The 22035-nt window shown below is 58.9% G+C and carries 23 protein-coding genes and 5 pseudogenes; 8 read left to right on the top strand and 20 right to left on the bottom strand.

Features of this window, described 5'->3' with window-relative positions:
- Positions 1–596: alanine racemase (locus B2J89_RS17000; RefSeq protein ID WP_240965063.1), on the bottom strand; the 596-nt coding region annotated here is incomplete at its 3' end.
- Positions 597–796: 200 nt separating this feature from the next.
- Between B2J89_RS17000 and B2J89_RS16995 the strand changes: the two genes are divergently transcribed.
- Positions 797–1702 (top strand): LysR family transcriptional regulator, encoded by a 906-nt coding sequence (locus B2J89_RS16995; protein ID WP_169170204.1) that lies wholly within the window; start codon positions 797–799, stop codon positions 1700–1702.
- On the opposite strand, the gene B2J89_RS16990 is transcribed toward B2J89_RS16995, so the two are convergent.
- The 5 genes and pseudogenes from B2J89_RS16990 to B2J89_RS23140 form a co-directional block, all read right to left on the bottom strand.
- Positions 1699–2790 (bottom strand): low specificity L-threonine aldolase, encoded by a 1092-nt coding sequence (locus B2J89_RS16990; protein WP_169170203.1) that lies wholly within the window; start codon positions 2788–2790, stop codon positions 1699–1701. The two genes, B2J89_RS16995 and B2J89_RS16990, sit on opposite strands and share 4 nt — an antisense overlap.
- Positions 2783–3685: a tripartite tricarboxylate transporter substrate binding protein gene (locus B2J89_RS16985; protein WP_169170202.1), complete on the bottom strand. Its 903-nt coding sequence runs from the start codon at positions 3683–3685 to the stop codon at positions 2783–2785. The genes B2J89_RS16990 and B2J89_RS16985 overlap by 8 nt, the downstream gene beginning before the upstream one ends.
- Before the next feature lie 156 nt (positions 3686–3841).
- Positions 3842–4006 (bottom strand): annotated as a pseudogene (locus B2J89_RS16980) (acyl-CoA dehydrogenase family protein); the annotation flags it as partial.
- Between the two features lie 54 nt (positions 4007–4060).
- A pseudogene (locus tag B2J89_RS22820) lies at positions 4061–4456 on the bottom strand (transposase family protein); the annotation flags it as partial.
- Positions 4457–4546: 90 nt separating this feature from the next.
- Complete coding sequence (locus B2J89_RS23140) at positions 4547–4828, bottom strand: TetR/AcrR family transcriptional regulator (RefSeq protein ID WP_256368861.1); 282 nt, start codon at positions 4826–4828, stop codon at positions 4547–4549.
- Here B2J89_RS23140 and B2J89_RS16960 point away from each other — a divergent pair.
- Positions 4777–4959 (top strand): hypothetical protein, encoded by a 183-nt coding sequence (locus B2J89_RS16960; RefSeq protein WP_169170198.1) that lies wholly within the window; start codon positions 4777–4779, stop codon positions 4957–4959. The two genes, B2J89_RS23140 and B2J89_RS16960, sit on opposite strands and share 52 nt — an antisense overlap.
- A gap of 739 nt (positions 4960–5698) precedes the next feature.
- Here B2J89_RS16960 and B2J89_RS16955 read toward each other — a convergent pair.
- The 3 genes from B2J89_RS16955 to B2J89_RS16945 all read right to left on the bottom strand — a co-directional run bounded on the left by B2J89_RS16955 (position 5699) and on the right by B2J89_RS16945 (position 8467).
- Entirely contained in the window at positions 5699–6601 is a 903-nt protein-coding gene (locus tag B2J89_RS16955) for an IclR family transcriptional regulator (protein ID WP_169170197.1), read from the bottom strand.
- Positions 6602–6678: 77 nt separating this feature from the next.
- Positions 6679–7656 (bottom strand): tripartite tricarboxylate transporter substrate binding protein, encoded by a 978-nt coding sequence (locus B2J89_RS16950; RefSeq protein ID WP_169170196.1) that lies wholly within the window; start codon positions 7654–7656, stop codon positions 6679–6681.
- Between the two features lie 22 nt (positions 7657–7678).
- On the bottom strand, positions 7679–8467 hold the full coding sequence (locus B2J89_RS16945; protein WP_169170195.1) for an RraA family protein: 789 nt from the start codon (positions 8465–8467) through the stop codon (positions 7679–7681).
- A 384-nt stretch (positions 8468–8851) separates the two neighbouring features.
- On the opposite strand from B2J89_RS16945, the pseudogene B2J89_RS16940 reads away from it, so the two are divergent.
- The 3 genes and pseudogenes from B2J89_RS16940 to B2J89_RS16930 all read left to right on the top strand — a co-directional run.
- Positions 8852–9899: pseudogene (locus B2J89_RS16940) on the top strand (IS3 family transposase); the annotation flags it as partial.
- A 183-nt stretch (positions 9900–10082) separates the two neighbouring features.
- Positions 10083–11168 (top strand): IS110 family transposase, encoded by a 1086-nt coding sequence (locus B2J89_RS16935; protein WP_240965062.1) that lies wholly within the window; start codon positions 10083–10085, stop codon positions 11166–11168.
- Positions 11169–11450: 282 nt separating this feature from the next.
- Positions 11451–11684: pseudogene (locus B2J89_RS16930) on the top strand (integrase core domain-containing protein); the annotation flags it as partial.
- Between the two features lie 41 nt (positions 11685–11725).
- Here B2J89_RS16930 and B2J89_RS23240 read toward each other — a convergent pair.
- From B2J89_RS23240 to B2J89_RS16910, 4 genes are all read right to left on the bottom strand, one after another.
- Entirely contained in the window at positions 11726–11851 is a 126-nt protein-coding gene (locus tag B2J89_RS23240; protein ID WP_371809093.1) for a CheR family methyltransferase, read from the bottom strand.
- Positions 11852–11927: 76 nt separating this feature from the next.
- Entirely contained in the window at positions 11928–12110 is a 183-nt protein-coding gene (locus B2J89_RS16920; protein ID WP_169170193.1) for a hypothetical protein, read from the bottom strand.
- A gap of 10 nt (positions 12111–12120) precedes the next feature.
- Positions 12121–12318 (bottom strand): tyrosine-type recombinase/integrase, encoded by a 198-nt coding sequence (locus B2J89_RS16915; RefSeq protein ID WP_169170192.1) that lies wholly within the window; start codon positions 12316–12318, stop codon positions 12121–12123.
- 210 nt (positions 12319–12528) lie between these two features.
- Positions 12529–13035: a hypothetical protein gene (locus B2J89_RS16910; RefSeq protein ID WP_169170191.1), complete on the bottom strand. Its 507-nt coding sequence runs from the start codon at positions 13033–13035 to the stop codon at positions 12529–12531.
- Between the two features lie 525 nt (positions 13036–13560).
- Between B2J89_RS16910 and B2J89_RS16905 the strand changes: the two genes are divergently transcribed.
- Positions 13561–14481 (top strand): restriction endonuclease, encoded by a 921-nt coding sequence (locus B2J89_RS16905; RefSeq protein WP_169170190.1) that lies wholly within the window; start codon positions 13561–13563, stop codon positions 14479–14481.
- A gap of 17 nt (positions 14482–14498) precedes the next feature.
- Positions 14499–14987: a DUF4124 domain-containing protein gene (locus B2J89_RS16900; protein WP_206042603.1), complete on the top strand. Its 489-nt coding sequence runs from the start codon at positions 14499–14501 to the stop codon at positions 14985–14987.
- Positions 14988–14989: 2 nt separating this feature from the next.
- Here the strand turns inward: B2J89_RS16900 and B2J89_RS22815 are convergent, their stop codons facing one another.
- The 3 genes and pseudogenes from B2J89_RS22815 to B2J89_RS16890 form a co-directional block, all read right to left on the bottom strand.
- Positions 14990–15166 (bottom strand): flagellin, encoded by a 177-nt coding sequence (locus tag B2J89_RS22815; RefSeq protein ID WP_371809092.1) that lies wholly within the window; start codon positions 15164–15166, stop codon positions 14990–14992.
- A pseudogene (locus B2J89_RS23235) lies at positions 15135–15233 on the bottom strand (flagellin FliC); the annotation flags it as partial. The pseudogene B2J89_RS23235 and the gene B2J89_RS22815, both read right to left, overlap by 32 nt.
- Before the next feature lie 83 nt (positions 15234–15316).
- Positions 15317–16891, bottom strand: coding sequence for a hypothetical protein (locus B2J89_RS16890; RefSeq protein ID WP_169170189.1), 1575 nt, complete (start codon positions 16889–16891; stop codon positions 15317–15319).
- A gap of 355 nt (positions 16892–17246) precedes the next feature.
- Between B2J89_RS16890 and B2J89_RS16885 the strand changes: the two genes are divergently transcribed.
- Positions 17247–17555, top strand: a complete 309-nt coding sequence (locus B2J89_RS16885; RefSeq protein ID WP_169170206.1) for a helix-turn-helix domain-containing protein — start codon at positions 17247–17249, stop codon at positions 17553–17555.
- A 141-nt stretch (positions 17556–17696) separates the two neighbouring features.
- On the opposite strand, the gene B2J89_RS16880 is transcribed toward B2J89_RS16885, so the two are convergent.
- The 4 genes from B2J89_RS16880 to B2J89_RS16865 all read right to left on the bottom strand — a co-directional run bounded on the left by B2J89_RS16880 (position 17697) and on the right by B2J89_RS16865 (position 21882).
- The gene (locus tag B2J89_RS16880) at positions 17697–19001 is read right to left on the bottom strand and encodes a hypothetical protein (RefSeq protein ID WP_169170188.1); all 1305 of its coding nucleotides are present in this window, start codon (positions 18999–19001) and stop codon (positions 17697–17699) included.
- Positions 19002–19368: 367 nt separating this feature from the next.
- A complete protein-coding gene (locus B2J89_RS22810) occupies positions 19369–19692 on the bottom strand; it encodes an AlpA family transcriptional regulator (RefSeq protein WP_206042601.1) in 324 nt (107 codons plus the stop codon).
- 89 nt (positions 19693–19781) lie between these two features.
- Positions 19782–21560 (bottom strand): DUF927 domain-containing protein, encoded by a 1779-nt coding sequence (locus B2J89_RS16870; RefSeq protein WP_169170187.1) that lies wholly within the window; start codon positions 21558–21560, stop codon positions 19782–19784.
- Positions 21561–21666: 106 nt separating this feature from the next.
- Positions 21667–21882, bottom strand: a complete 216-nt coding sequence (locus B2J89_RS16865; RefSeq protein ID WP_169170186.1) for a hypothetical protein — start codon at positions 21880–21882, stop codon at positions 21667–21669.
- Positions 21883–22035: the final 153 nt, after the last annotated feature.

Raw genomic sequence — 22035 nt, 5'->3', positions numbered from 1 at the left:
GCCTTGCCGATGGCCTCGCGCCGCTCGACTGCACTGCGCAAGTGCTGCGCTGCGCCGTGATAGGCCTGGAGTCCCGCGAAGGCGAGGTGGCGCGAGCCTGCGATAAGCCTCGCAAGCCCGACGGCCTCCTCTCCCGCAGGCACGCCGCAGCGGCGAGAGCCGACGTCGATTTCCACGAGGACGGACATCCTGACGCCGGCAGTCCGAGCAGCAGCTTCCAGCAGCGAAACGTGCTCAGGGCTGTCAACGCAAAGGGCAACTTGCGCTATCCGGGACAGGGCGGCAAGCCTGGCAAGCTTGCGCGGATCGACGATCTGGTTGGTCACCAGGATGTCTTCCACACCTCCCCAAGCCATGACCTCCGCTTCCGCGACTTTCTGCACGCACTGGCCAATGGCGCCGCGGCGCATCTGCAGGTTCGCCACGACGGGGGATTTGTGCGTCTTCGCATGCGGACGAAGCCTGGCGCTGACTCCTGCCACCATGCGCGCCATTGTGTCGAGATTGAATTCGAATGCGTCGAGATCGAGGATCAAGGCAGGCGTTTCGACCTCGGACTCTCGCATTCCGGGTTGGGCTGGAGGCAACTGATGCATGCGAATAGCTTAGGGGGCACCGCAGGCAAGTCAAACAAGATTTCGTCACGCAATATGTGAGGCTTGCTCAAGCCGCTCGCACAGAACGTCATTCACCGTCTCACGCGCGATGTTGAGAAGCTTACGGAAAATGTTGCTTCCATTCCTTGAGTTATTCTCATGATCATCCGGAGTCGCCAACTTGATGAAGGGATGCAGGCGTGCTGAATCTTTCCAACCTGGCTACTCTGTTAGCCATCCTTGACAAGGGAAGCTTCACGGCCGCAGCCGGTGTGATCGGCTGCACACCCAGTGCCGTCAGCCTGCAGGTCAAGCAGCTGGAGACCTACTTCGGCAAGCCCCTGTTCGACCGGTCTTCGCGCCAGAGCCGGCCGACTGCATTCGCGCTGGAGGTTGCGCAGGCGGCCAGGGATACGACGACCCGCATCCAGGCTCTGCGATCTCGACCAACGTTCAAGGTGTCTGGCACCTTGCGGCTTGGTGCGCTCACCAGCATTCAATCGGATCTGCTTCCATACGTGCTGCGATGGATGAGAGATGAGCACCCGGCGCTGGAGGTCTCCGTTGCGCCTTTGAACGACACCCCGGATTTGCTCGATGCCCTGGCCGCGGGAAAGCTCGACGCGGCTGCACTGGTGCGCCCCCCCTCAGGCGGATCCTCCAGGCTGATTTGGGAAGACCTGGTCCGGCAGCCGTTTGTCATGCTGACTGCGGCGGACGTGAAGGAAGCGAGGCCGCAGGAGCTGTTGCGTAAACTGCCCTGGATTGCCTACGACCGCCAGACGAGTGGCGGCCGCGCGGCCGCTGAGTATGTCCGGCGGGTGGCCCCAGGCTCGCGAGGGATCGTGGACTTGAGGTCGATCGACGCCATCGTCGCCATGGTGTCCGAGGGCCTTGGCGTATCCGTCGTGCCGCTCCCACGTCCCAAGCTCATCAGCGCTTACGACTTGCGTGTTGTCCCGCTGGGAAGGAATCCCCCATCGCGGCAGCTTTCGCTTGTGCGGCGCAAGGCCGACCAGGACAGCCGTAACGTGAACGCAGCGCGCGACGCGTTCCTGTCGATCATCGCGAGTCGGCAGGGCAACCTGACCTCGCGCAGCGGCTAGCCGATGGCGGCACTGTGCGTCGCAGCGCTTGGCGTGCGGCGTCCTACGGCGGCCACGCTGCTACTTACGAACGTGAATGCCTGGACAGCCGTCTCCACATCGACATCGCTCAGGTGCCGGTGCGTCACGCAACGAAGCAGGGATCGCGACCATGGCCGCACGAGAACACCCATGCTTCGGAGGCTCTCAACCCAAAGTGAGGCATCCATGCCCGTGGCGCTGACATCAACCTGGACGATGTTGGTTTGCGGGCTGTTCGCCTTTAGCCCCGCGATCGCGTTGAGTCCGTCAGAAAGCAGCGCCGCCCTCTTGTGATCTTCTTCCAGTCGGGCCACCATGCTGTTGATTGCTACCAGTCCTGCCGCCGCCGCGATGCCCACTTGGCGTTGCGTGCCGCCCAGCATCTTTCGAATCGCGCGCGCCCGCGCTATCACGGCAGTTGTGCCGGCGACCACACCGCCCATGGGGGCCGAAAGTCCTTTCGACAGGCAGATCGTGACAGTGTCTGTGCAAGCAGCGATGGCTGCAGGCGCCACGCGCAAGGCCACCGCTGCGTTGAAGAGGCGGGCTCCGTCGAGATGGATGCTGGCGCCATGGCGCCGGGACAGGTCATGCACTTGTCGCATGTGCTCCAACGGCAACGCCGTCCCCCCGGCGTTGTTGTGGGATGTCTCCATGCAGACCAGGGCTGTCTTGAGCCTGCCCCGTGGCTCCACCAGGACCTGCTCCAGCCGTTCGAGGTTCATCGCCCCGGCGACGCCTGCGATCGGCTCATAGAAAGCGCCCGTCAACGTTGCTGCGCCGCGTTCCGCCGTGTAGATGTGCGAGGAAGCCTCCGTCACCACGAGTTCCTGGCGGGCGGTTTGCGCCAGGATGGCCGCGAGGTTCCCCATGGTCGCGCTGGGTACGAAGAGAGCGGCCTCCTTGCCCAGCAAAGTCGCAACGCCGCTCTCCAATTCTTCTGCCGTCGGATCGCCGTCCAGGCCGTCATCGCCCAGCGGCGCCTTCAGCATGCTCTCGTACATCGCCTCCGTCGGCTGCGTGACTGTGTCGCTGCGCAGGTCGACCGGCGATTTGCAATCAGTCAACGGTTGCCCCCGTTTTCTTGACGACAGCCGACCACTTGGCGCGCTCCGCGGCCAAGAAGGAGGCGAACTGGCTTCGCGAAATCAGCTGGGGTGTGATGCCCTGCCTGGCAAACACCGCACGCACTTCGTCCGTGTCCAATGAACTGTTGATCTGCTTGTTCAGAAGGTCCAGCACGCCTTCGGGAGTGCGTGCCGGCGCCACGACGCCGTAGAAGGCAGAGTACGTCAAGTCTGGGAACCCCAACTCCGCCAAGGTCGCCACCTGCGGCAGCGCGCTGTGCCGCTTTTCAGTTGAGACGGCGAGTGGCCGCAGCTTCCCGGCGGCAATGTGCGGGAGCGAAGCAGTCAGCGAGGCGAAGTACAGGTCGACTTGACCACCCAGCAGGTCATTCATCGCAGGGCCGGCGCCTTTGTACGGAATGTGCTGCAGCTTGACGCCGGTAGCATCACGTAGGCTCTCTGCGACCAAGTGACCGACTGTTCCACTTCCGGATGAAGCGTAGAACAGATCGTTCTTCTTGCCCGCCTGGATGATCGATGCAAGACTGTCGAAGCGGCTTTCCGTGCGAACTATCAGCACAAGCGGCCCCGTGCCCATCAGTGCGACTGGCACCAAATCGTCCACCGCACTGAAATCGAGGTTCTTGTAGAGGTACGGGTTGACTGCGAGGTTGCTGGTTTCTCCCATAACCAAGGTGTAACCGTCGGGCGCCGCTTTCGCCCCAGCCCGTAACCCGATGTTGTTGCCGGCGCCCGGCACATTCTCGACAAAAACTTGCCACTTGGCCTTCTCGGTCAGCCTGGAAGCCACCAGCCGCGACATGGCATCGGTGCCTCCGCCGGGCGGGCTGGGCGCAATCAGACGGATCGTCTTGGAGGGGTAGTTGTCGGCCATGCCCGGCCCCGCAAGAGACGCCAACGCGAGAGCGCACACAACTGAAAAAATCCTCCTGCAGGTGCGTATCTGGAAAGACTTCATGTAGATCCTTGGTGAGGTGAAGCGGATGACCAGAGTCTCGGCCGCACGTACAGATCGTGCAACTAAGTCTGTCTAACATCTGATGTGAGGATCGCTCAAGCCGATTGGCCGCTGCGGGGGCGCCAAGTGAGTCAAGCCGCGGGAACGCCTCAGGAGCTCCTGCGTGATGATCAGAAGCTGGACTTCACTTGCCCCTTCATAAATCCGCAAAAGCCTGATTTCCCGATACAGCCGCTCTCACCTGCCGTTACCGCCGTACCAACTAAATTGAGGAAGTCCGGGGTTGCAAAGTTAATCGATCTGTGTAGTTGTTGAAGCGGATCGAGTTGCATCGCCAGCGCGCTGGCGATGCAACTCGGCAAATTGGTCCGGTGGGATGCGACCCAGGCTGCTATGAGGTCTGACTTCGTTGTAGTCCTACCGCCAGAAGGCGGTGGCGGTCCTGGCTTGCTGCAAGGTCGCGCACCATTGCTCGTTCAGATGCTCGTCCCTGTACTTGCCGTTGAAGTTCTCGATGTAGCCGTTCTGCATGGGCCTGCCCGGCTGGATCAGAATGTGGCGAATGCCGTGGGTGTTGGCCTAGCCCATGAAGGCTCGGCTGGCGAACTTCGGCCCGTTGTCGGTGCGCACTGCCTGCGGGTGGCCGTCGAGGACCCGGTCCGCAGCGGCCAGCGCCTCGGCCACCCGGGGGTCGCGGCTGGCCTGGGCGCTCATCTCCAGGAAAAGCACGGGGTTGGCGGCATCCAACTCGGCGCCGCGGCTCCGGGGAAACAACTCCTAGAGCCCGACCACTATGTCGTGGCTCGATTGCAGCCTGGCGATGCTGGCGCGGTTTTCGTGGAGCTGCTGCTCGATGATCGCCAGGATGATCGCGTCCTTGCTCTCGAAGTAGCGGTAGATCAGGCCGGCGCTCATCTCCGCCGTCTCGGCAATGCTGGCCATGCTGGCGGTGTAGAAGCCGTACTCCACAAAGCATTTTTTGGCGGCCGCGAGGATGCGCTTGCGAAATGCTGCACCTTGATCTGCTGACCTCAGAGCAGCATGTCCAGATCGGGGCATGGATTGCGCAAGCCGACACACCCGATGAGATTTTGCAAATGCCTGCGCCACTTTGGCAGGCCATAGAACGAGCCAGCGAGGTCATGGGTATTGACCAAGACCTTGTGCGAGCTCCTTCGTTTGATGCATGAGACGGCGAATTCGTTGATAGAAGGCGACGTGATTTGGGGCACAAGCGCAACAGACATGCGCCTAGGATTCTTCATCACCGTCAGCTTCGCAGCGGTTGCCGACGTTGACAGAGGGCCGTCGTACTCACGCTTACTGAAACGATGCGGTCGTTGGGATCGGCGACCGGCGTCGGCCGGTGTGGCTGCTTTACGGTACTCTGCGGTCGTAGGTCTCACGCAGCGCACCCCTGCATCCATGTGTCAACGGCGACCGGCCCTTTCCATCTGCGGTCGGCCGAAGGATCAGCGGTTTAGCGATACTCTGTAGCAAGGAACGAATTCGGCTTCTGAGCCAGCGCGGGCAGGTTGGAAACCTCGCACTCCCAAACGATCAGAACCTCCCAGCCGAGGGCGTCCAGCGCTTTCTGAGCCAGGGCGTCTCGCCGTACGTTGGCCTCCAGCTTGTCCAGCCAGAACCAGGCTGGCGGGGTCCGATCGAGGGCGGGTAGTCGCCGCCGTAGTACGTCGCCATTTCATGTATGGATCACCGGTTACGTTGATCCGATCGCGACAGCATGACGGATCAGAGAGATTGATAATTCGCGCTCCAAGCATAATATAAATATTCTCCCACAGCGAGAATTCTTATCCGGTTTTTCGTGAGGGGAAATGCGTATGTGAACGACGAGGGCCAAATGCCGGGCATGCGGCGGCGAGCTGCGAAACATCGCCGCTACAGTTCAATTGGTGACGAAGGGAGCTAGCGCGCGTCGGCGTCGAGAACGGGCAGCGCCTTCTGCATCTGATCCGCCTTGCGGATCAACAGTGGCACTTGTTTCAGTGCCGCCTCCGCCTTCTCCCTGGCGGCCGAGCCAAGCGTCAGCAGGCTGCCGACCACCCGGCCATCCTCCCTCAGCACCGGCACGGCGATGCTGTGCATACCGGGATTCACCTTGCCGAGTGTTTCGGCATAGCCTCTCTTGCGGATCTGGGACAGGTGGTCGCGAAACTCGGTCCAGGAGGCCCCGAGGTTCGCGGCGGCGATGTCGCGCGCGCGTGCCAAGTAGATCGACTTGAGCTGGTGCGGTGGCAAATGGGCAAGGATCGCGTGCGATGCGGCGCCCGTGAAGAGAGGCAGCAAAGTGCCGCGGCCCCGCTGGATTTTCATGGTGGAGCCTGCGTGCGGAATGTCGTCGGGTCCGACCTTGTAGACGCACAGCGCGCCATCGCGATGGTATGCGCACAGCAGGAAGGATCGATCCTTCGCGTCTTTGACGAGGCTGTCCATCACCGGTTTACCGGCCAACAGGAGCGGGTCGGACAACTGAAGAATCCGCTCGAGCTCGACGATCCTTCGGCCCAGCGCGTAGACGCCTTTGCCTTGCTGCGCCAGCAGCCCCGCATCACTGAGTTCGCGCAAGTAGCGATAGGCCGTCGATTGAACGATGCCGAACGCTTGCACCACTTCCTCGACGCGGATGGTCGTGCGCTCCAACGAAAACAGGTCCAGGATCTGCAACAGCCGGGTCAGCGCACCGACGGATCCCGCAGTGTGGTCAGAAAGTGTTGCCGTCTTATCGGGCAGTGGCGGAGATTTCGAAACGCGCTTGGCGACTGCGCCGGCACTGCCGGGACGTTTGGCCTTGGGAGTCTGAGTTGGCATGGGTTCCGTAGATTTTGCAGCAAAGTCCCGGCGGAATTGGGGCGGGGACTTTCGCGCAGATCACCTGAGGGGCAAACTCATTGAAGCGCGTCGGCCGTCACCTTGTTGTCCTTGATGACCTTTTGCCACTTGGCCGACTCAGCGCTCACAAGCGCCTTGAGTTGAGCGGAGTTCAAAGGCATCGGCGCTCCTCCCAGGTCGTGGAGCCGTTGGACCACGCGCGGATCTTTCAGGGCCTGAAGGATTTCTGCCGACAGCTTTTCGACGACGGGTGCGGGTGTTCCCTTGGGCGCAAACACGCCGAACCAGCCCGTCGCCTCAAACCCCGGAAGCGTTTCGGCCACGGTCGGCACATCGGGCAGGATCCCCACGCGCTGAGGCCCGGTAACGGCCAGCGCCCGAAGCTTGCCCGCGTTGACCATGGGCAGCAGTGTGCCGAAATCGCCGGACAGGAAGTTGACGGTGCCCGAAACGACGTCGTTCATCGCGGGCGCAGCACCCCGATACGGCACATGCGTCATTTGCACCTTGGACATGCTCTCCAACAAGACGCCGGCGAGGTGGTTGGTGGTGCCATTGCCAGGTGAGGCAAACGTGACCTTGCCGCTCTTGGCCGCCACCAGCAGGCTGCTGATGTCCGTGGCAGGAAACTGCGGATTCGACGCGATGAGATATGGGATCGACGCGATGCCCGCCACCGGAACGAGGTCCCGATCGACTTGGTACTTCAAAGTCGGATACACGGCCGGGTTCAAAACCATGGTGCCATTACTGCCGAGAAGCAGGGTATGCCCATCAGCCAGCGCCTGGGTCACTGCCATGGTGCCGATGCTGCCGCCCGCGCCGGGTTTGTTGTCGACCACGACGGGGTGCGGCAGCTTCGTGCCCAGGACTTGCGCGACGACGCGTGCGACGGTGTCGGTTCCGCCACCGGCCGCGAACGGCACCACTAGGCGGACAGGGCCGGTTGGGTAGGACTGGGCGGCCACAGGGGCCATCGCCAGGGTTGCGCAACCAAACGTGACCAGAGAGAGCCATTGACGAAGTTTTTTCATGACGATTCCAGACAAAAGGGTGTCAGTCATAACGCTTGCGAAAGAGGGGTCGCAGCTCGGAGATGGGAGCTTTGCTGACGATGAGCTCGCGCATCTTGTCTTCCGCGCCGCCGATGCTCTCCGCTTCGTCGATTAAGGACGCAATGCGATCGGCCGGCACGACGCAGATGCCGGAATCGTCGGCCACGATCAAATCGCCAGGATAAACGACGATGTCATGCAGGCGGACGGGGCCATTGATTTCCGTGGCTTCCATTCGGAACTTGCCCGTGATCGGCGTCACGCCTGCGGACCACACGGGAAAATCGACCTCGCGGATCGCGGGAACATCGCGGACGGCACCATTGACAATGGCGCCAGCGAAGCCGACAGTCTTGCCGACCAAGGCCGACTGGCCACCCATGTTCGAGACGTCGAGGTTGCCGCCGAAGTCCGCCACGAGAACGTCCCCCGGCTCGGACAGGTAATAGATCTCGCGCGTGGACATCTTGATGGGATCCTTGTCGATGCTGCCCTGCGTGGGCGTCTTGCGCTCGGGCATGGATCGCAGTGTCACTGCGGTCCCGGCGATCCGCTTGCCCGCGATCAGGGGCTTGATGTAGCTGGCCGCTACCACGCCTCGGATGCCGTAACTGTCGAGCAGGTCGGACACAGTGGTGGTCATGTCCGGAAGGGCCAGGTAACGCTTGATGGTCGCAGCATCAGCGCGAGGAAATTTGATCTTGGTGATCCGTTCCGGCGGAACCTGGCCCCAGATGCGGCCCTTTTCTTTGTATTCCTCGTAGTCCTTTGCAACTTGTTCACGGCTCATAAAGCGCTCCTGGTCGATGTGATGGGTGGGTTGTGCGAGCGCAAGTGTACACGCTACTTTCTCTCTATGCGAGAAAATGTTATTTTCCTTGTTGTGGATAACGCGTACGGCTTCTACGCTGCGCGAGCGCGCGGGCGAGCTCAGCGCCCTACCCCCTCGGCGACACGTCGGCACTCTCGCCATCAGTAGGTCTGGGATCTGAGGACTGACGAGGAAAAAAGCATTTTGGTTCGGCTGCAGGCTCGAAGCGCGAATGTCCGCTCCTGGCCGAGGCTGTGTGGAAACCCTCTGAGGTGATGAGGGATGCGTCGATAGAGTTTGTGAGATAGCCCCCTGATTCCCCGGCCCCGTCCTATCGCTTATCTTTGAGATAGGAGTAGGACTATGAATACGACTAGGCATACGGAATCGGTGGAGGTGATTTTGAAAGACCAGCGCCGCAGGCGCTGGTCTTTCACCGAGAAGGCAGCCCTGGTGCGACGCACCTATGAACCGGGCATGAGCGTGTCCCTTGTGGCGCGTCAGGAAGGCGGCGCCGCCAGCTTGCTTTTTCAGTGGCGCAAGCTTGAACGTCAAGGCGCCTTGACCGCAGTCTGCGCTGGCGAAGCTGTGGTCCCGGCGTCCGAGTTGGCGGCGGCCCGCGCCGAAATCGCCAAGCTCCAGCGCGTGCTGGGCAAGAAGACCTTGGAGAACGAAATCCTCAAGAAAGCGGTGGAGTACGCTGCCGAAAAAAGTGACTTGCGCGCTCGCCCTGGTTGCCCGGGGGAGACCTGTGAAGACGGTCTGCCGGGCGCTGGGGTTGGCGCGCTCGCATGTGCGTGACCTGCTCGGGCGTGGTGATGACTGGACAGACGGGCGCAGCCATCGCACGCCCCGTGACGATGCCGAGTTGCTGGCCGAACTGCACCAGGAGATTGCCGAGTTACCCAGCTACGGCTACCGGCGCGCCTGTGCCTTGGTGAACCGCCAGCGCAGCGCCAAGGGCGCCGCCCGGGTCAATGCCAAACGCGTGTACCGCGTCATGGCTGGGGCGGGCCTGCTGTTGCCCAAGGCACCGCGCCAACGCCAGTCCACACGCACACACGAAGGCCGCGTCGCCGTAGCGCGCAGCGATCTGCGCTGGTGCTCCGACGGCCTGGAAATCAAGTGTGACTCGGGCCAGACGGTGACGGCTACCTTCGCCAAGGACTGCTGCGACCGCGAGGTGATGGCCTGGCGCGCATGGGAGGGCAAAGGGCTGCCGGGCGAGCCGGTGCGCGAGATGCTCATCGAAGCTGTGGAGCGGCGCTTCGGAGCCGTAGAGGCGGTCCCTGTAGGCCACAAACTCGAGTTCCTGAGCGACAACGGGGGTGCCTAYATCGCAGCAGAAACGCGGGCATTGGCACGCTCGCTGGGCCTCAAGCCCATCAACACACCCGTCTGCAGCCCGCAGAGATGTAATGGATGCCTCCCTCCCTAAGGGGACAAAAAGAGCGGGAGCACGGAGATGAACAGCGTGAGCGTTCTGGGAGTCTGGCTTGTCGGTCTGGCAAGGTGGACCTCCGAATGGATACGGCATCGAAGTGCCCATGGCGTGATAAACCGAGGTCTTCACAAACACCAGCGGAGGTCCGAGATGAATCGTATTGCAGCTCAGGGTGCGGGACAAATCATCGGCTTGATCGACGGGCGGCAGGTTGTCGGCCTGGACATCGCCAAGGGCGTGTTCCAACTGCACACGGTGGACATGAGCACCGGCGAGATCGTCAACATGCAGCTCAAGCGAGCCAAGGTGCTGGAGCACTTCGCCAACCGCGCGCCGAGCCTGATCGGCATCGAAGCCTGCGGCGGGGCGCATCACTGGGCGCGCGAGCTGGCGGCGCAGGGCCACAGCGTACGGCTGATCCACGCCAAAGCCGTACGTCCGTTCGTGGCCGGCAACAAGACCGACGCCACCGACGCCCGAGCCATCTGGCTGGCGGTACAGCAGCCGGGCACCAAGTTCGTGGGTATGAAGACGCTGGCACAGCAGGCCACGCTCGTATTGCATCGCCAGCGTGACTTGCTTATGAGGATGAAGATCATGCAGACTAACGCGCTGCGGGGATTGCTCTACGAGTTCGGCGCGACCTTCGCACGGGGCAAGAATGCGCTGTTCAGCGAAATCGATGCCACCTTGGAATCGCTGGCAGGCGACATACCGCAGTACGTGGCCGACAGCCTGCGCGAACAAGTGCAGCGCATCAAGAACCTGGCTGCGGACATAAAGGCCATTGAAGTGCGGCTTGTCGCAGTCCTGCGCGGCGACGGGGACATGAAGCGCGTGGCAGCCATCCCTGGGGTCGGTCTGCTGACGGCCACGGCTGCGATCGCCACGATGGGAGATGCCACGGCATTCAAGTCGGCGCGTGAGTTCTGCGCCTGGTTGGGCCTGGTCCCCAAGCAGCGCGGCACGGGCGGCAAGGTCCAACTGCTTGGCATCTCCAAGCGAGGCGACACCTATCTGCGCACCTTGCTCATCCACGGAGCCAGAAGCGTGCTCACGCACACCAAGGAGCCGGGGCCGTGGCTGGAGCAGCTCAAGGCTCGGCGCCCCGCCAACGTGGTAGTCGTGGCGCAGGCGGCCAAGATGGCCCGAACGATCTGGGCCGTCACGGCGCGGCAGCAGGATTACCAACGGGGCTGCCGGAACACTCAGGCTGCAAACGGCTTGAGCTGGTAGCCAGACAACACCCCAAGAAAGGGTATGTGAGCCTTTGAAGGCGATGAGGCAGCAACGAAGCAGCGTGATGTGAAACAGGTCAGACCGGGGCGAGCCAAACCTGAATGCCGTTGTGGACTTCAACAGTCCGTCGCAGAGATGAGAGGTTTGCCAGCGGATTACATCGGGGCCAGTGGACAAGGGGCAACCCAACATCCACGCCATAGGCCGGATACAAGGCAGCAGCCGACTACTTCACGACACGATGCGGGTTACTACTCATAGCCGGGAGGCATCCATACAAGCAACGGCATGGCCGAGAGCTTCGTGAATACCTTCAAGCGCGACTACGTGGCACGCATGGACCTGCGTGACGCGCGGACTGTGCTGGCGCAGTTGCCAGCGGCCTTCGAGCACTTCAACGAGATGTATCCGCACTCTTCGTTGAAAATGCGTTCTCCCCGGGAGTTCAGGCGGCAGCAGGCCGCACGCGCGCCCCAGGAACCAGCGATGGACCAGGCGCTTTATTGCGACTAGAACGGGGCCGGGAATACGGGGGCAACATCAGGCGCTTCTGGTCAGCATCTCCGCAAGATGGCGACCGAATAGCTCTCCTCGCCCGACGCGCACGCTACCACCCACACGCGAACTTCCTCCCCATGCGCCACTGCGTTCATCATGGGCGGCACCACCTCGCGCTCCAGCGCCTCGCCTTGTTGACCGGCTGGGTAAGCACCGTCAGCTTGGCTGTGAACTCACAAGTAAGGTGTGGACGAATATCTACTGCGTGATTTTACGGGCTATGTGCATCCGCAGTATCTGGTAGCCGCGCCCTGCCAGGAACGCGATAAGCGCTGCCCACCCGACGGTTTGGACATGCTCGTATTCCACGAAGGCGAGTGCCCCAAGCAGCGCGATGGCATAGACGGAAACAGGTATGGCGATGTCAAGAAACTTCCACATGCTCAGGCTCTTATAGGTTGATGGCATCAGTGAGGTTGCGAGGTGCCAGCTTGGCATACCTCATGGTGGTGATGATGGTGCGGTGCCCTGCCAGTTCAGAGCACACCTTGAGGGATACCCCTCGCTGCACCAATCGAGACACGAAGGTGTGACGCAGGACGTGGAACACGAACTGTTCATCCTCGCCGTATCCCAGGAACTCACGCATGGTGTCCAGTGGTAGTGGGTGCTGTCCTCAGTCAATCCGGGGAACAGCAGCCCCTCCTTGTGGGTTTCGATGCGCCGGTTCAGCACCTCTTGCGCCCGCTTGGTCAGCGGCACAGTGCGGTACTTCCCGTTCTTGGTGTCCCAGGTGGACAGCATATTGTCGCGCTTGTCGCGACCCTCGATGGGAAATCTTCCATCCGCGGAGGATACGTCAGGAGCTGAACATGAATCCCAGCAGGTCATCCAAGTATTGCTGCTGTAGAGACTGACGTATCGGCTTGAGGTAATGAGTTTTGTAGTTTTCGACGCGCTCTGGTAAACCGTCCTCGCCGGGGATGATGTGCATTCGCTCGAGCACCTCCACCAATGCTTCGCGGCATTCGAGTGCCAGCACATACCAGGGTCTTGTAGGTGCTGCGATCAAAGCGCTTAGCCAGTTTTTGATCGTATTCCAGAAGTTATGGTGGCTGTCGGTGAGACTGTCGGTGTAGTGCTTAACCTCGATCTGCGTCCTGCCAGGCACTGTGACATCTCCCATCGCCTCGATCCACAGGCACTCATTGGGTTTGAGACCATGGCATTGTTCGATGGCCACGAACAGCTGGTACTGCAGCGCTTTGAACAGTACGGTCGCATCGAAAGGCAGAGGGGGCGCGATGGCAGGCAGCGTGTCGGGCTGTGTCATTGGCTGCGTGGGCTTGAACTCGGGGTTTGCCATGTAACGAGACTGTATCGGAATGTTCCGACCATGAGCAAGCAACTGCAGAAGCTGCACTGTTTTGACGCTGGTACAGCCCAGGTGGATACCGCATGTATTTCGCACTACAGAACATCCGCTTTGAACTCGTGCGATATCTAGCGACGCTCTGCGCGGCCTTCGACATGGGGCTGCGAAATCAACGCATTAAGAGGTTCGTGCTGAACTTCGCTGTGCGATTCCGGTAACGTCCGCACGTCGAACGATTCACCTGGTATGCGCGATTCAGGTACAAATTGTCGATCACCGCCGCCCTTATTAACGCCTTTCGCTCTGCGAAGGGTTGCCCAGCACCAATAGCTGCTCACCAGTCGCTGGATGTCGCGCATCTCCTGCTCGCAATGAACCCGCAGCACTCTTTCACAAACTAGCAGACGGGTGTACCCGAGCCATTCCGAGTTTTCGCTTGCCCGACGCTAGCCCTGAGGCATGATCAAATGCACGCGCCAAAATAGTCCAAACACCACACCAACAACGGGAGGAAGCATGGCCAGACGCAAGAAAACCAGTCCCTTGGAGGATATGCTGGACCTGCTTGCAATGCTCCCCTGGTGGGTCTGCGTGGTGCTCGCTGCGGTGAGCTATTTCCTGCTGCACCGCCTGGCGGCCCCCATTCAAGCGTCTGACATTCAGGGCCAAGGGGGCGCCATGGTGGGGGCCATGATGCAAAAGGCCGTGATCCATGGCCTGGCCACAGCCGGTCAGTACATCGTGCCGCTTCTTTGCCTCGCAGCGGCAGCCCTCTCCGCCTGGCGGCGCAAACAGCGCCAAACCTTGGTCACGGATGTGGCGCAAGCGCGCAATGCCGATGCGTTGGACGGAATGAGCTGGCGGGAATTTGAGCTGCTGGTCGGTGAGGCTTACCGACTGCAGGGATACCGCGTTACCGAAATCGGCGGCGGCGGGCCGGATGGCGGCGTCGATCTCGTGCTCGCCAAGGGCAGCGAGAAATTCTTCGTGCAGTGCAAACAGTGGAAGGCCTATAAGGTGGGTGTCACCACCGTGCGCGAACTCTATGGCGTCATGGCGGCCAAGGGAGCCACGGGCGGCTTCGTCGTCACCTCGGGACGCTTTACCGCCGATGCCAAAGATTTTGTCCAGGGACGCAACATCGAACTCATTGACGGCCCCCGGCTCTTTGCGATGATCCAAAAAGCGCGGCAGGCGCAAGGCCAATCAGCGAGCGCACAACGTGAAGCGCCAAGCAATGCGGGTATCTCGAAACTCCAAGCCAGCGCGTCAGCACCCGAACCATCCGTCGCGGCCAAGGCCACATCCCAACCGGAATGCCCACGCTGCGGTGCAACCATGGCACTGCGCACCGCCCGGCACGGCGCCAATGCAGGCAATGCGTTCTGGGGTTGCTCAACCTATCCAAAATGCCGGGGAACAGTTGCGGCTGGCTAGTTTTAGTTGGAAAATCAATGCGCTTCCTTCAATATTCGCGACTGCAGCAAAACCGCCGATTTCACTGGTCGTTCGCACTGCTGGGCCTTCTGAGTTTTGGTTTCCATGCGCACGCACAAAAGCCCGTCTACCGCTGCGAGACTGCGAGCAAGGTGAGCTACTCGGATGCGCCTTGTGTTGGGGCCAAGGAAATCGACGCAACGCCCACGCAGGGCATGGACAAAATGACTGGGACGAGCCGCAAGGGCGCTGATGTGCGACGGGATGAACACAATGCCGTGATGGCCGATGCACTGAAACCTTTGACGGGAATGAGCTCCGATCAATACCGCGTGTACAAGCACCGCCTCAAGCTCAGCCCACGAGACAAGACGGAATGCGGGCGGCTGGACACCAATTTGCCTGAACTCAAGCAGCGTGCCGCTACGGCACCGTCCAGCGAAAAAACCCTGGCCGACGTGGAGCTGTACAAGGCGCGTAAACAGTTCAACGACCTGAACTGCTAGCTTCAGATCCCCTTGAGCAGGGTCAGAACCTGCTCTGGCACGGCATTCGCCTGCCCCACCATAGCCGTGCCTGCGCTTTGGAGAATTTGCTGGTGAGCAAGTTGTGCAGTTTCATGGGAAAAGTCACCATGCCCGTGCCTAGGTGAGCATGCATTCGCTGATCGCCAACCCCGCCCGATCGTCCTTGGCGCTGTTGACGCGCTGGCCCGAAAACAGGCGCTGTATCGTCGTGGCGAGCCCTGCTTGGCGGGCGCTCAATGGCCCAGGCCTTGCAGGAAGAAGACGTTGGTGGAAATGGTGAGGGCCATTTAACGTGCTCCTTGCGCCCTTCAATCCACACTCAGTGCCTGAGGCTTGCACATCGGAATCTCTTTCTTTTTGCGTTCGCTAATTGCACTCATGACATTCTTGATTTCAAGCTCCCTGCCCTTGAAGTCCATCCACCCCATCTGCCAGAAAGCAGCGCGTAGATCTTGCGCATCGGATCTCAGCCCAACCGCGCGGAGCATCACAGGATGGCGCAGTTGCAGTGGTAGCAATAAAAACCGCTCTTTGTCTCGGTCTGCGTTGACCAGGCTGGCGGGAATATAAGCCGCATAACGCTGCTTGAGCTCTTTTTCGAGGAGAAGCAAGCTGTCAAGGGAAGGCGATGAAAACTTCCTTTCGATGAATGAAACCTTGAAATCCCCGTCCATATCCGATCGCAGCTGAACGTGTGTTTCGTATCCGGACTTACTCATGTACCGACCGCTGAAGGTATAGACCCCGCAAAACGTGGTTTTCGTCTTCTTGAGAAGATTAACGAAGCCCTGGTCGAAACGCAAAGCGCTGCTCTCCACGAATACGAGCGGATCCGCCTTGATGTTTGCCTCAAATGTTCCGAGCCTATCTGGGACGAAATACTTGGCAAGCTCGACGACTTGCGGGCTGTGATTGCCGCCGAGGGCCTGCAGCGCAATCGCATATGCCTGGTGCAGATGACGAAGATTCCTGAGGATTTTTTGCTCCCGACTTGCCTCTACCCAGGCTTGGCCCTCGTTCGCGAACCGCTCCATGTCCCCCTTGCGGTAGAGGCTTTCCAAGCGCGCGGCACGTTCCTCGATATCCGGATTTCTCTTGGAAGGGGTCAGATTCATGCGCAGTTGCTGTGCCACCGAGATCACCGGCTCAAACGGGGCATTCAAGGTCTTGACGGATGCGCCGATGCAGATACCGTCGAGACAAGGTAGCTGTGTAGCCGAAGGGACGGCAAGTACATCTAACGATGGAGCCGGCGCCGAGGCGGAGGGGCTTGCTTCAGGCGAAGGCGTGAGGTTGTTTCTTGCGGATGGTCGCGGGGATCGTGACGAAGATGCCCTTGGCGCTTCTGGAGCAGCGGTGGGCGGTGAAGAGGTAACGGGTCCATCAGCTTTGGAGGGAACAGGCTTTGGCACGTTGGTGGTAGCCACGGTTGCATTGACGGCAGGTGTCGCTTTCTTATGTGCAGGACCGTCCTGAAGTTCTTTGGCATCTTTGATCGCTTTAGCTTGCGCAGCCGCGCGCGCCAACACAGCACCTTCGTATATCAGGGACATCCGTATGGAATACACCTCCCCGGAAGTCCCAGACACGCGCAAATACTTGACGATGCCTGGGGCGGGCGTAAATTTACGTAAATCCACTACCCAATGAGAGACTAGATCATCAAAAGAGATGTCTGGTGTGAGCACCTTATAGATTGAGATGCCCGGACTCTTCACGGCGCACAGTTCGACATCAGGTTGGCGACACTCAGCACGAAACTGATGTTCGATGGGTGTGAGCGATGGCGCTTCGGCGTGTCCAGGCAGTGGTTGCGCGCAGACTCCAGCCGTCACCGACGCGCCCAATGCCAGCCACCACCTTCGTTGGCTACCCTCCGTCATCGCTTCTCCTATTTGCAGCAGTCCTTCAAGGACCTCTAATCGTTAGAAACTACGTAATTCGTAGCAAAGAAGGATACGGAGACACGTTGCACTGGAAAGCGCGAAGTAGCCACTGATGACTACGCAATTCGTAGCATTGAATGACCTCAGCAGAACTGCAGGTGCCAGAACCGCTGAGGGAAGGTGGCGGCCGGAATACGGCCTGTTAGTGACGGCACCAGCCGCTGCAACCGTCGCGAGGCACCGTTGGGCCGTCAACCGCATTCATCGTCAGCGCGCAGAGTCAAAAACGACGCATCTCGTAGTATCGACAACACCCCATAGCTACGACTCTCGTAGTCCTATGGGACGTGAAATGTCAGAGGCGGATCAAAGGTGGGGAACACGGCTCAAGCAAGCTCGGCTCAACGCTGGCTTGTCCCAAAAAATGCTAGGGATCGAGGCGGGGATTGATGCTTTCGTGGCGAGCACGCGGATCAACCGTTACGAACTGGGCATACACCGGCCCGACTTGCTCACGGTGCGCAAGTTGGCCAAGGTGCTGGATGTACCCGTGGCGTTCTTTTTCGCTGATGAGGATGATGACATTGCCGATTTGCTTCTCTTGTACAAGAAAGCTGGGGCCACCGCTCGCGCTGAAGCGCTGAAGTTGCTGGCCAGGTGACGGGCACTGAGCAGGGGACAAGCTGTGCCATGAGCCATCATCTCCGTGCCCACTCTGCCGTTCAGTGACGCCCTTCTTGCTGCCCCAAACAGTGAGCTGACAGCTTCTTATTTCTCCATTGACACCGAGTATCAAAGATTATCACTGCATCGGAATTGACCGAAGGTAGGGAAAATTTAGGCTGTCGAAGCTTCTAATCGAGTTGCCAGATCGGGGCTTTTTCGCTTTTCCCATGAGATCGTTTGAAAGCTCCTCATCGGACATGGCAGATGCATAGACACGTGGCGCTGCAATATAGCGCTTCAATGCTTCAACTGCCGTTCGAGCGGTGCGCTTATTGAAAACGTAGGGCGCCAGATCAATATCACACGGATCAAGCTCGAAGGGTGGAGGCAGCACCATCCATTCAAGTGCAGGAAGTCCACGATGACGAGCCCACGGCAAGTCGATGTCAATGCGGTAACGCCTCAAAATCGTCATCTTGAACTTCGATCGCATTGAATTCGACATCTTTTGCAGCGCCGCATTTTCAATACCTTTGAAATAATCATCCAAAATAAGGTGTTGTTGCGGGGTCAGCTTCGTTGCTTTTTCTGTGTTTTTCATTTCACGCACGCGCAGGTTGTCAGTCAACCTTAGTTCTGTGCGGAGCTTCTCAAAGGCCAGCGCATAGACTTTCTGACTGAGTTCATGATCCCGCCATGCCTCCGTGCTTTCTTCCATACCCACGACCACAAGAATCTTTCGTAACTCGTGCTGCGTCAAATCCACTTCCACACGAAGATGGCGCCCACTAACCATATACACATGATTTTTTGTGGATTCGGGAATATTGGTTTTCGAAAGCTCGATCCGCTTTACATACATTTTAAATTGCGGCCGATTGCGGATATTTAAGTACCAAGTGTTATCTCCCTCCTTCCCTTGACTACCAGCCTCTTTGCTTGAACGATTCCAGAACAAAGCGTCACGTCGTGCAGTCACCTGCGCCAAAGCTTGGAGTGCGGACTCGTGGCTATCAAAAGGAATGAGATAAGTGAAAGTGACTTTGCGAATTTCAGAGTTCGCCAGCCTCAACTGAGAAATCAACTCGGGAGCGATGTTTTTTTCGGCAAGGTAGCTCTTCAAAAGATAGAAAGCTACCCGAGCTGAAGAGGAGACGTCAGTCTTAATCAGTGCATTCAATCCAATCACACAGGAGGGCACGTTCACACTGATATGGAAACCTATGAATTGAGCCGAATACGGGTCAGACCGATCAATCCAAGGCGTCACCACATATCCAGCCTGTGTCAATGGCGATGTAACAATCGTCTGGACACCAGAAGTACCTCTCGACAGAACAAGCCCCTCTCGCTTCACCCAAGTAGAAAGCTTCCAGGCTTCACATGCCTCTTCCAACAGCATGGGAGGAACCTTAAAAATCATTGCAATCGAATCAGACATAATTTCGGCCCTTTCTTCTAGCCCAGTCACTCTCTGAATTGCATTTATGCACATTAGAGCCTCACCAAGCTTCATGAATCAATATGTTATGTTCAGTAAAGCTTTACAGTATTACAAAACCCCAGCAACCATTATGTTATGCACAGTAAAGCTTTACAGTATTACTACTTAAATCAACCGCCGCAACCAAAGCCTCCCATCCATGAATACGCGCGTATATAGCCATAAAACCGGCATTTTCTCCATTAATCCAACACATTCCAATGAAAATTACACCCCAATAAGGTTATTCGTAATATTGAAAGTTATGACGATAGTTTTTGGTTGAAATTTGCAACGTTTTCGAGCGCAAATTTCAACCACGCCATCACACTGATTCCAAAATGGCGCGCAAGTCAGCAACTCGCCATGCGGCGATGCGCGTTCCAGGCAGCTTGCGGACGGGCGCGGGAAGATGCCCCGCTTTCACCCGACGCCACACGGTGGGCGCAGAGCAAGCGAATAAGGCCATGACAACACCAAGACGGACGTGTGCACAGTCGGGCAACTTGTCGAAATGCGAGAGGCTTTCCATGCTGATAAAGCGGTGCTTGGCGGTTGGCACCGAAGCACCCATGAAAGGTGGAGCAACCTGCACGGCAGGGTGTGAACTGTTGGCAAGGGCAGCATTGAGGTGAGAGAGATGGCTCATCTGGAATCTTTCAAGGTGCCCTCGATGCATTGCATCAATGGCAGTGTGTTCAAAAATGGACGTGACAACGTGACAAACCGCTGGGGCGATCAGTTGGCAGAATCGAAACGGATACGCTCGTCAATGGCATAAAAGCGCTTTCGCTGCTCTGGACAACCAGCGGGTTGGGGGATGCGCACTTGACGCTGAAACCCATCGACATTGCTGACCAGGTAGCCGCTCTGGTGGAGATGGCGTAGCGCTGCCTCACGCCCAAACCGTTGGCCGATAAGTTCGTCAAAGACGGCGGGGAGAATGAGATACAACGTCTGGCGTTCGCCGGTCTTGCCTTTGACGGTATGTCGATAGCCGCAAATGCCGGACAACTCGACCGAATGGAATTCAGCCAGACGGGGAAACTTCCCCGCATTGCGGTCGATCAGGTTACGCACCTCGTTCACGACCTGCTCACCCATCGGGGTCGTGGCGTGCTTCAAGCGCTGCAGGTGTTCTCCAATCACCAATCGAAGCGCCTCAGTCACGGCAGAGGGCTCCACTTTGAGCAGGCCCAGTTCAATCGCTACGCGACCTGCAAACGCCCAACTTGCAAGGCCTTTGATCATCCGGCGTGTCACCACATCAGGAATCTCAAATCCATCCGTCAGCGACGCTTCGATCTTGCTGAAATCGGACTCGAATGACAGCTTGATCTGATCGAATTTTTTGCTGAACCGAGTCACCAATGCGTTCCAGTACGCACCGTAGTATTTAGCGCATTGGCCCTTGACGTGATCTACGAATTCACCAGCAGCTTGGCCCTTTGGCACGCGGTGAAACATGCCCATAGGAGCACAGGCGTGGAGTTCAAAATACCGCGCAGCAACGCCTTCGTGGACTGGAACGCGATGCACTGCAAGCAGTTCCATCAGGGGAACCTCATTGGCAAGGATCAACCCGCAATGGAGTGCTGTCTCTTGCACGGAGGAAGACTGCGATGAGGCTGTCGCCCGTGACGCGCCGTTGCCGATGTCAAAAATCAGACGCACAAGGCCATGCATGTTCTCTGCCTGGCGCATCTCATCACGGCAGGCTGGACGGTCGTGGATTTGCTGCAAGCGGCTGCGGACTCCTTTTTCTGTTCCAGAGAAGCTCTCGATCTCACCGGCAGGTTCCACCATGGATTGGAGGATCTGCGCGACCGTTGTCTTGCCCTCACCACTGCCGCCAATCAAGGCAAGCGCGAGGGTCGGCATCCGAAAGGGGCGAGCCATCAATGCCCATGTAGCAGCCGACATGCCAACAAGCACATAAGGGTTGTGTTTAGCGACGAACCCGATGTTCTCTTGCCATTCCTCCAGGCGGCAAGAGCGCTTAGGCACAGACTCAATGTTCGGCAATACAACGATGCGGCAGGGAGCAGCTTCTCCCAACCAATGCACCTTGTTGCACCAAACAAGCATCTCGAAAACCTTGCCGTCCAGATGCAGCCGAGTGAACCCGTCTCGCTCGACGACAAAGCATGTTTCCTGGCTGTTTCGAAGCAAGCTATTGCTCAGTTCACGGCAGCCGCTGCGGCCCGCATAGGCGTGCATGTTGTACTTCGCAGCAATCTGGGCGGTCTCGTCGCAGTGCTGCAGCATCAGCTGTGACTTGCGCAAAATTTCGTACTCCAGCACGCCAGGAGTCGGTTCAAGCTCCACAACGAGGGAGCCGCTCGGCTTACCGAATGCATTGATGCCGTGCCAAACAGAACGGATCGGGTGGGGCAGAAAGTCACCATCGTCATCAAAATCGGCATTGATTGCGGCGGGGGCAGTTTGAGAGGCCTTTGGGCGTTTCTTCTTGCGGGAGAGCTTCTCGGCGAGGGTGTTTTTCTGAACTTCAGACATGAGTTTTCCTTGACCAGCCATCGACGGCTTGGCTAAAAAATGTTCAAAGATGGAGGGGATGGAGGCGGGACTGCGCCCGCCTCAGGGTCGGACTGCGTAGTCCTTGTCAGCGAAGTGCGTTGGTGATGCGCGGCTGACGATGCAAGGCAACCGCGCCCGACGGTTGCGACATGGGCGTGGCCTTCTCATGTGCAACGGTGACAGACGCTTGGCCTGAGTGAAAGCTGGAGACTTCCAGCAAACGCAACCGCGTCGTTGCAGATTGCACGCCCTGAACGCGGTAGGGCAAAAGTGAAATTTTTGGGACGATTCGGTGTGCCATCAGAGGCTCCTTCAAAAGCTACATAGAAACTTTCGATGGGTCACGGCGTCCCGCTTCAGCCCATCTCGTATCGCTGCGATGGGTTGAAGTGTCGATGGCGATTTGGCCGAATCAGCTAACTGATGGCGGACTCATATGGGTTCCTGATGGGTC

This window comes from Acidovorax sp. SRB_24, assembly GCF_012931925.1.
This window is presented reverse-complemented; position numbering and strand designations above follow the sequence as displayed.

Excerpts from the sequence above, each read along its gene's own strand:
- B2J89_RS16880 (WP_169170188.1), bottom strand. The coding sequence starts at position 19,001 with ATGTCTGATTCGATTGCAATGATTTTTAAGGTTCCTCCCATGCTGTTG.
- B2J89_RS16910 (WP_169170191.1), bottom strand. The coding sequence starts at position 13,035 with ATGGCAAACCCCGAGTTCAAGCCCACGCAGCCAATGACACAGCCCGAC.
- B2J89_RS23140 (WP_256368861.1), bottom strand. The coding sequence starts at position 4,828 with ATGCCCCGATCTGGACATGCTGCTCTGAGGTCAGCAGATCAAGGTGCA.
- B2J89_RS22810 (WP_206042601.1), bottom strand. The coding sequence starts at position 19,692 with ATGAGCCATCTCTCTCACCTCAATGCTGCCCTTGCCAACAGTTCACAC.
- B2J89_RS16945 (WP_169170195.1), bottom strand. The coding sequence starts at position 8,467 with ATGAGCCGTGAACAAGTTGCAAAGGACTACGAGGAATACAAAGAAAAG.
- B2J89_RS16870 (WP_169170187.1), bottom strand. The coding sequence starts at position 21,560 with ATGTCTGAAGTTCAGAAAAACACCCTCGCCGAGAAGCTCTCCCGCAAG.
- B2J89_RS16920 (WP_169170193.1), bottom strand. The coding sequence starts at position 12,110 with ATGTGGAAGTTTCTTGACATCGCCATACCTGTTTCCGTCTATGCCATC.
- B2J89_RS16885 (WP_169170206.1), top strand. The coding sequence starts at position 17,247 with ATGTCAGAGGCGGATCAAAGGTGGGGAACACGGCTCAAGCAAGCTCGG.
- B2J89_RS16900 (WP_206042603.1), top strand. The coding sequence starts at position 14,499 with ATGCGCTTCCTTCAATATTCGCGACTGCAGCAAAACCGCCGATTTCAC.
- B2J89_RS16865 (WP_169170186.1), bottom strand. The coding sequence starts at position 21,882 with ATGGCACACCGAATCGTCCCAAAAATTTCACTTTTGCCCTACCGCGTT.
- B2J89_RS16890 (WP_169170189.1), bottom strand. The coding sequence starts at position 16,891 with ATGACGGAGGGTAGCCAACGAAGGTGGTGGCTGGCATTGGGCGCGTCG.
- B2J89_RS16915 (WP_169170192.1), bottom strand. The coding sequence starts at position 12,318 with ATGCGTGAGTTCCTGGGATACGGCGAGGATGAACAGTTCGTGTTCCAC.
- B2J89_RS16905 (WP_169170190.1), top strand. The coding sequence starts at position 13,561 with ATGGCCAGACGCAAGAAAACCAGTCCCTTGGAGGATATGCTGGACCTG.
- B2J89_RS16985 (WP_169170202.1), bottom strand. The coding sequence starts at position 3,685 with ATGGCCGACAACTACCCCTCCAAGACGATCCGTCTGATTGCGCCCAGC.
- B2J89_RS16955 (WP_169170197.1), bottom strand. The coding sequence starts at position 6,601 with ATGCCAACTCAGACTCCCAAGGCCAAACGTCCCGGCAGTGCCGGCGCA.
- B2J89_RS16950 (WP_169170196.1), bottom strand. The coding sequence starts at position 7,656 with ATGAAAAAACTTCGTCAATGGCTCTCTCTGGTCACGTTTGGTTGCGCA.
- B2J89_RS16960 (WP_169170198.1), top strand. The coding sequence starts at position 4,777 with ATGCTGCACCTTGATCTGCTGACCTCAGAGCAGCATGTCCAGATCGGG.
- B2J89_RS16935 (WP_240965062.1), top strand. The coding sequence starts at position 10,083 with ATGAATCGTATTGCAGCTCAGGGTGCGGGACAAATCATCGGCTTGATC.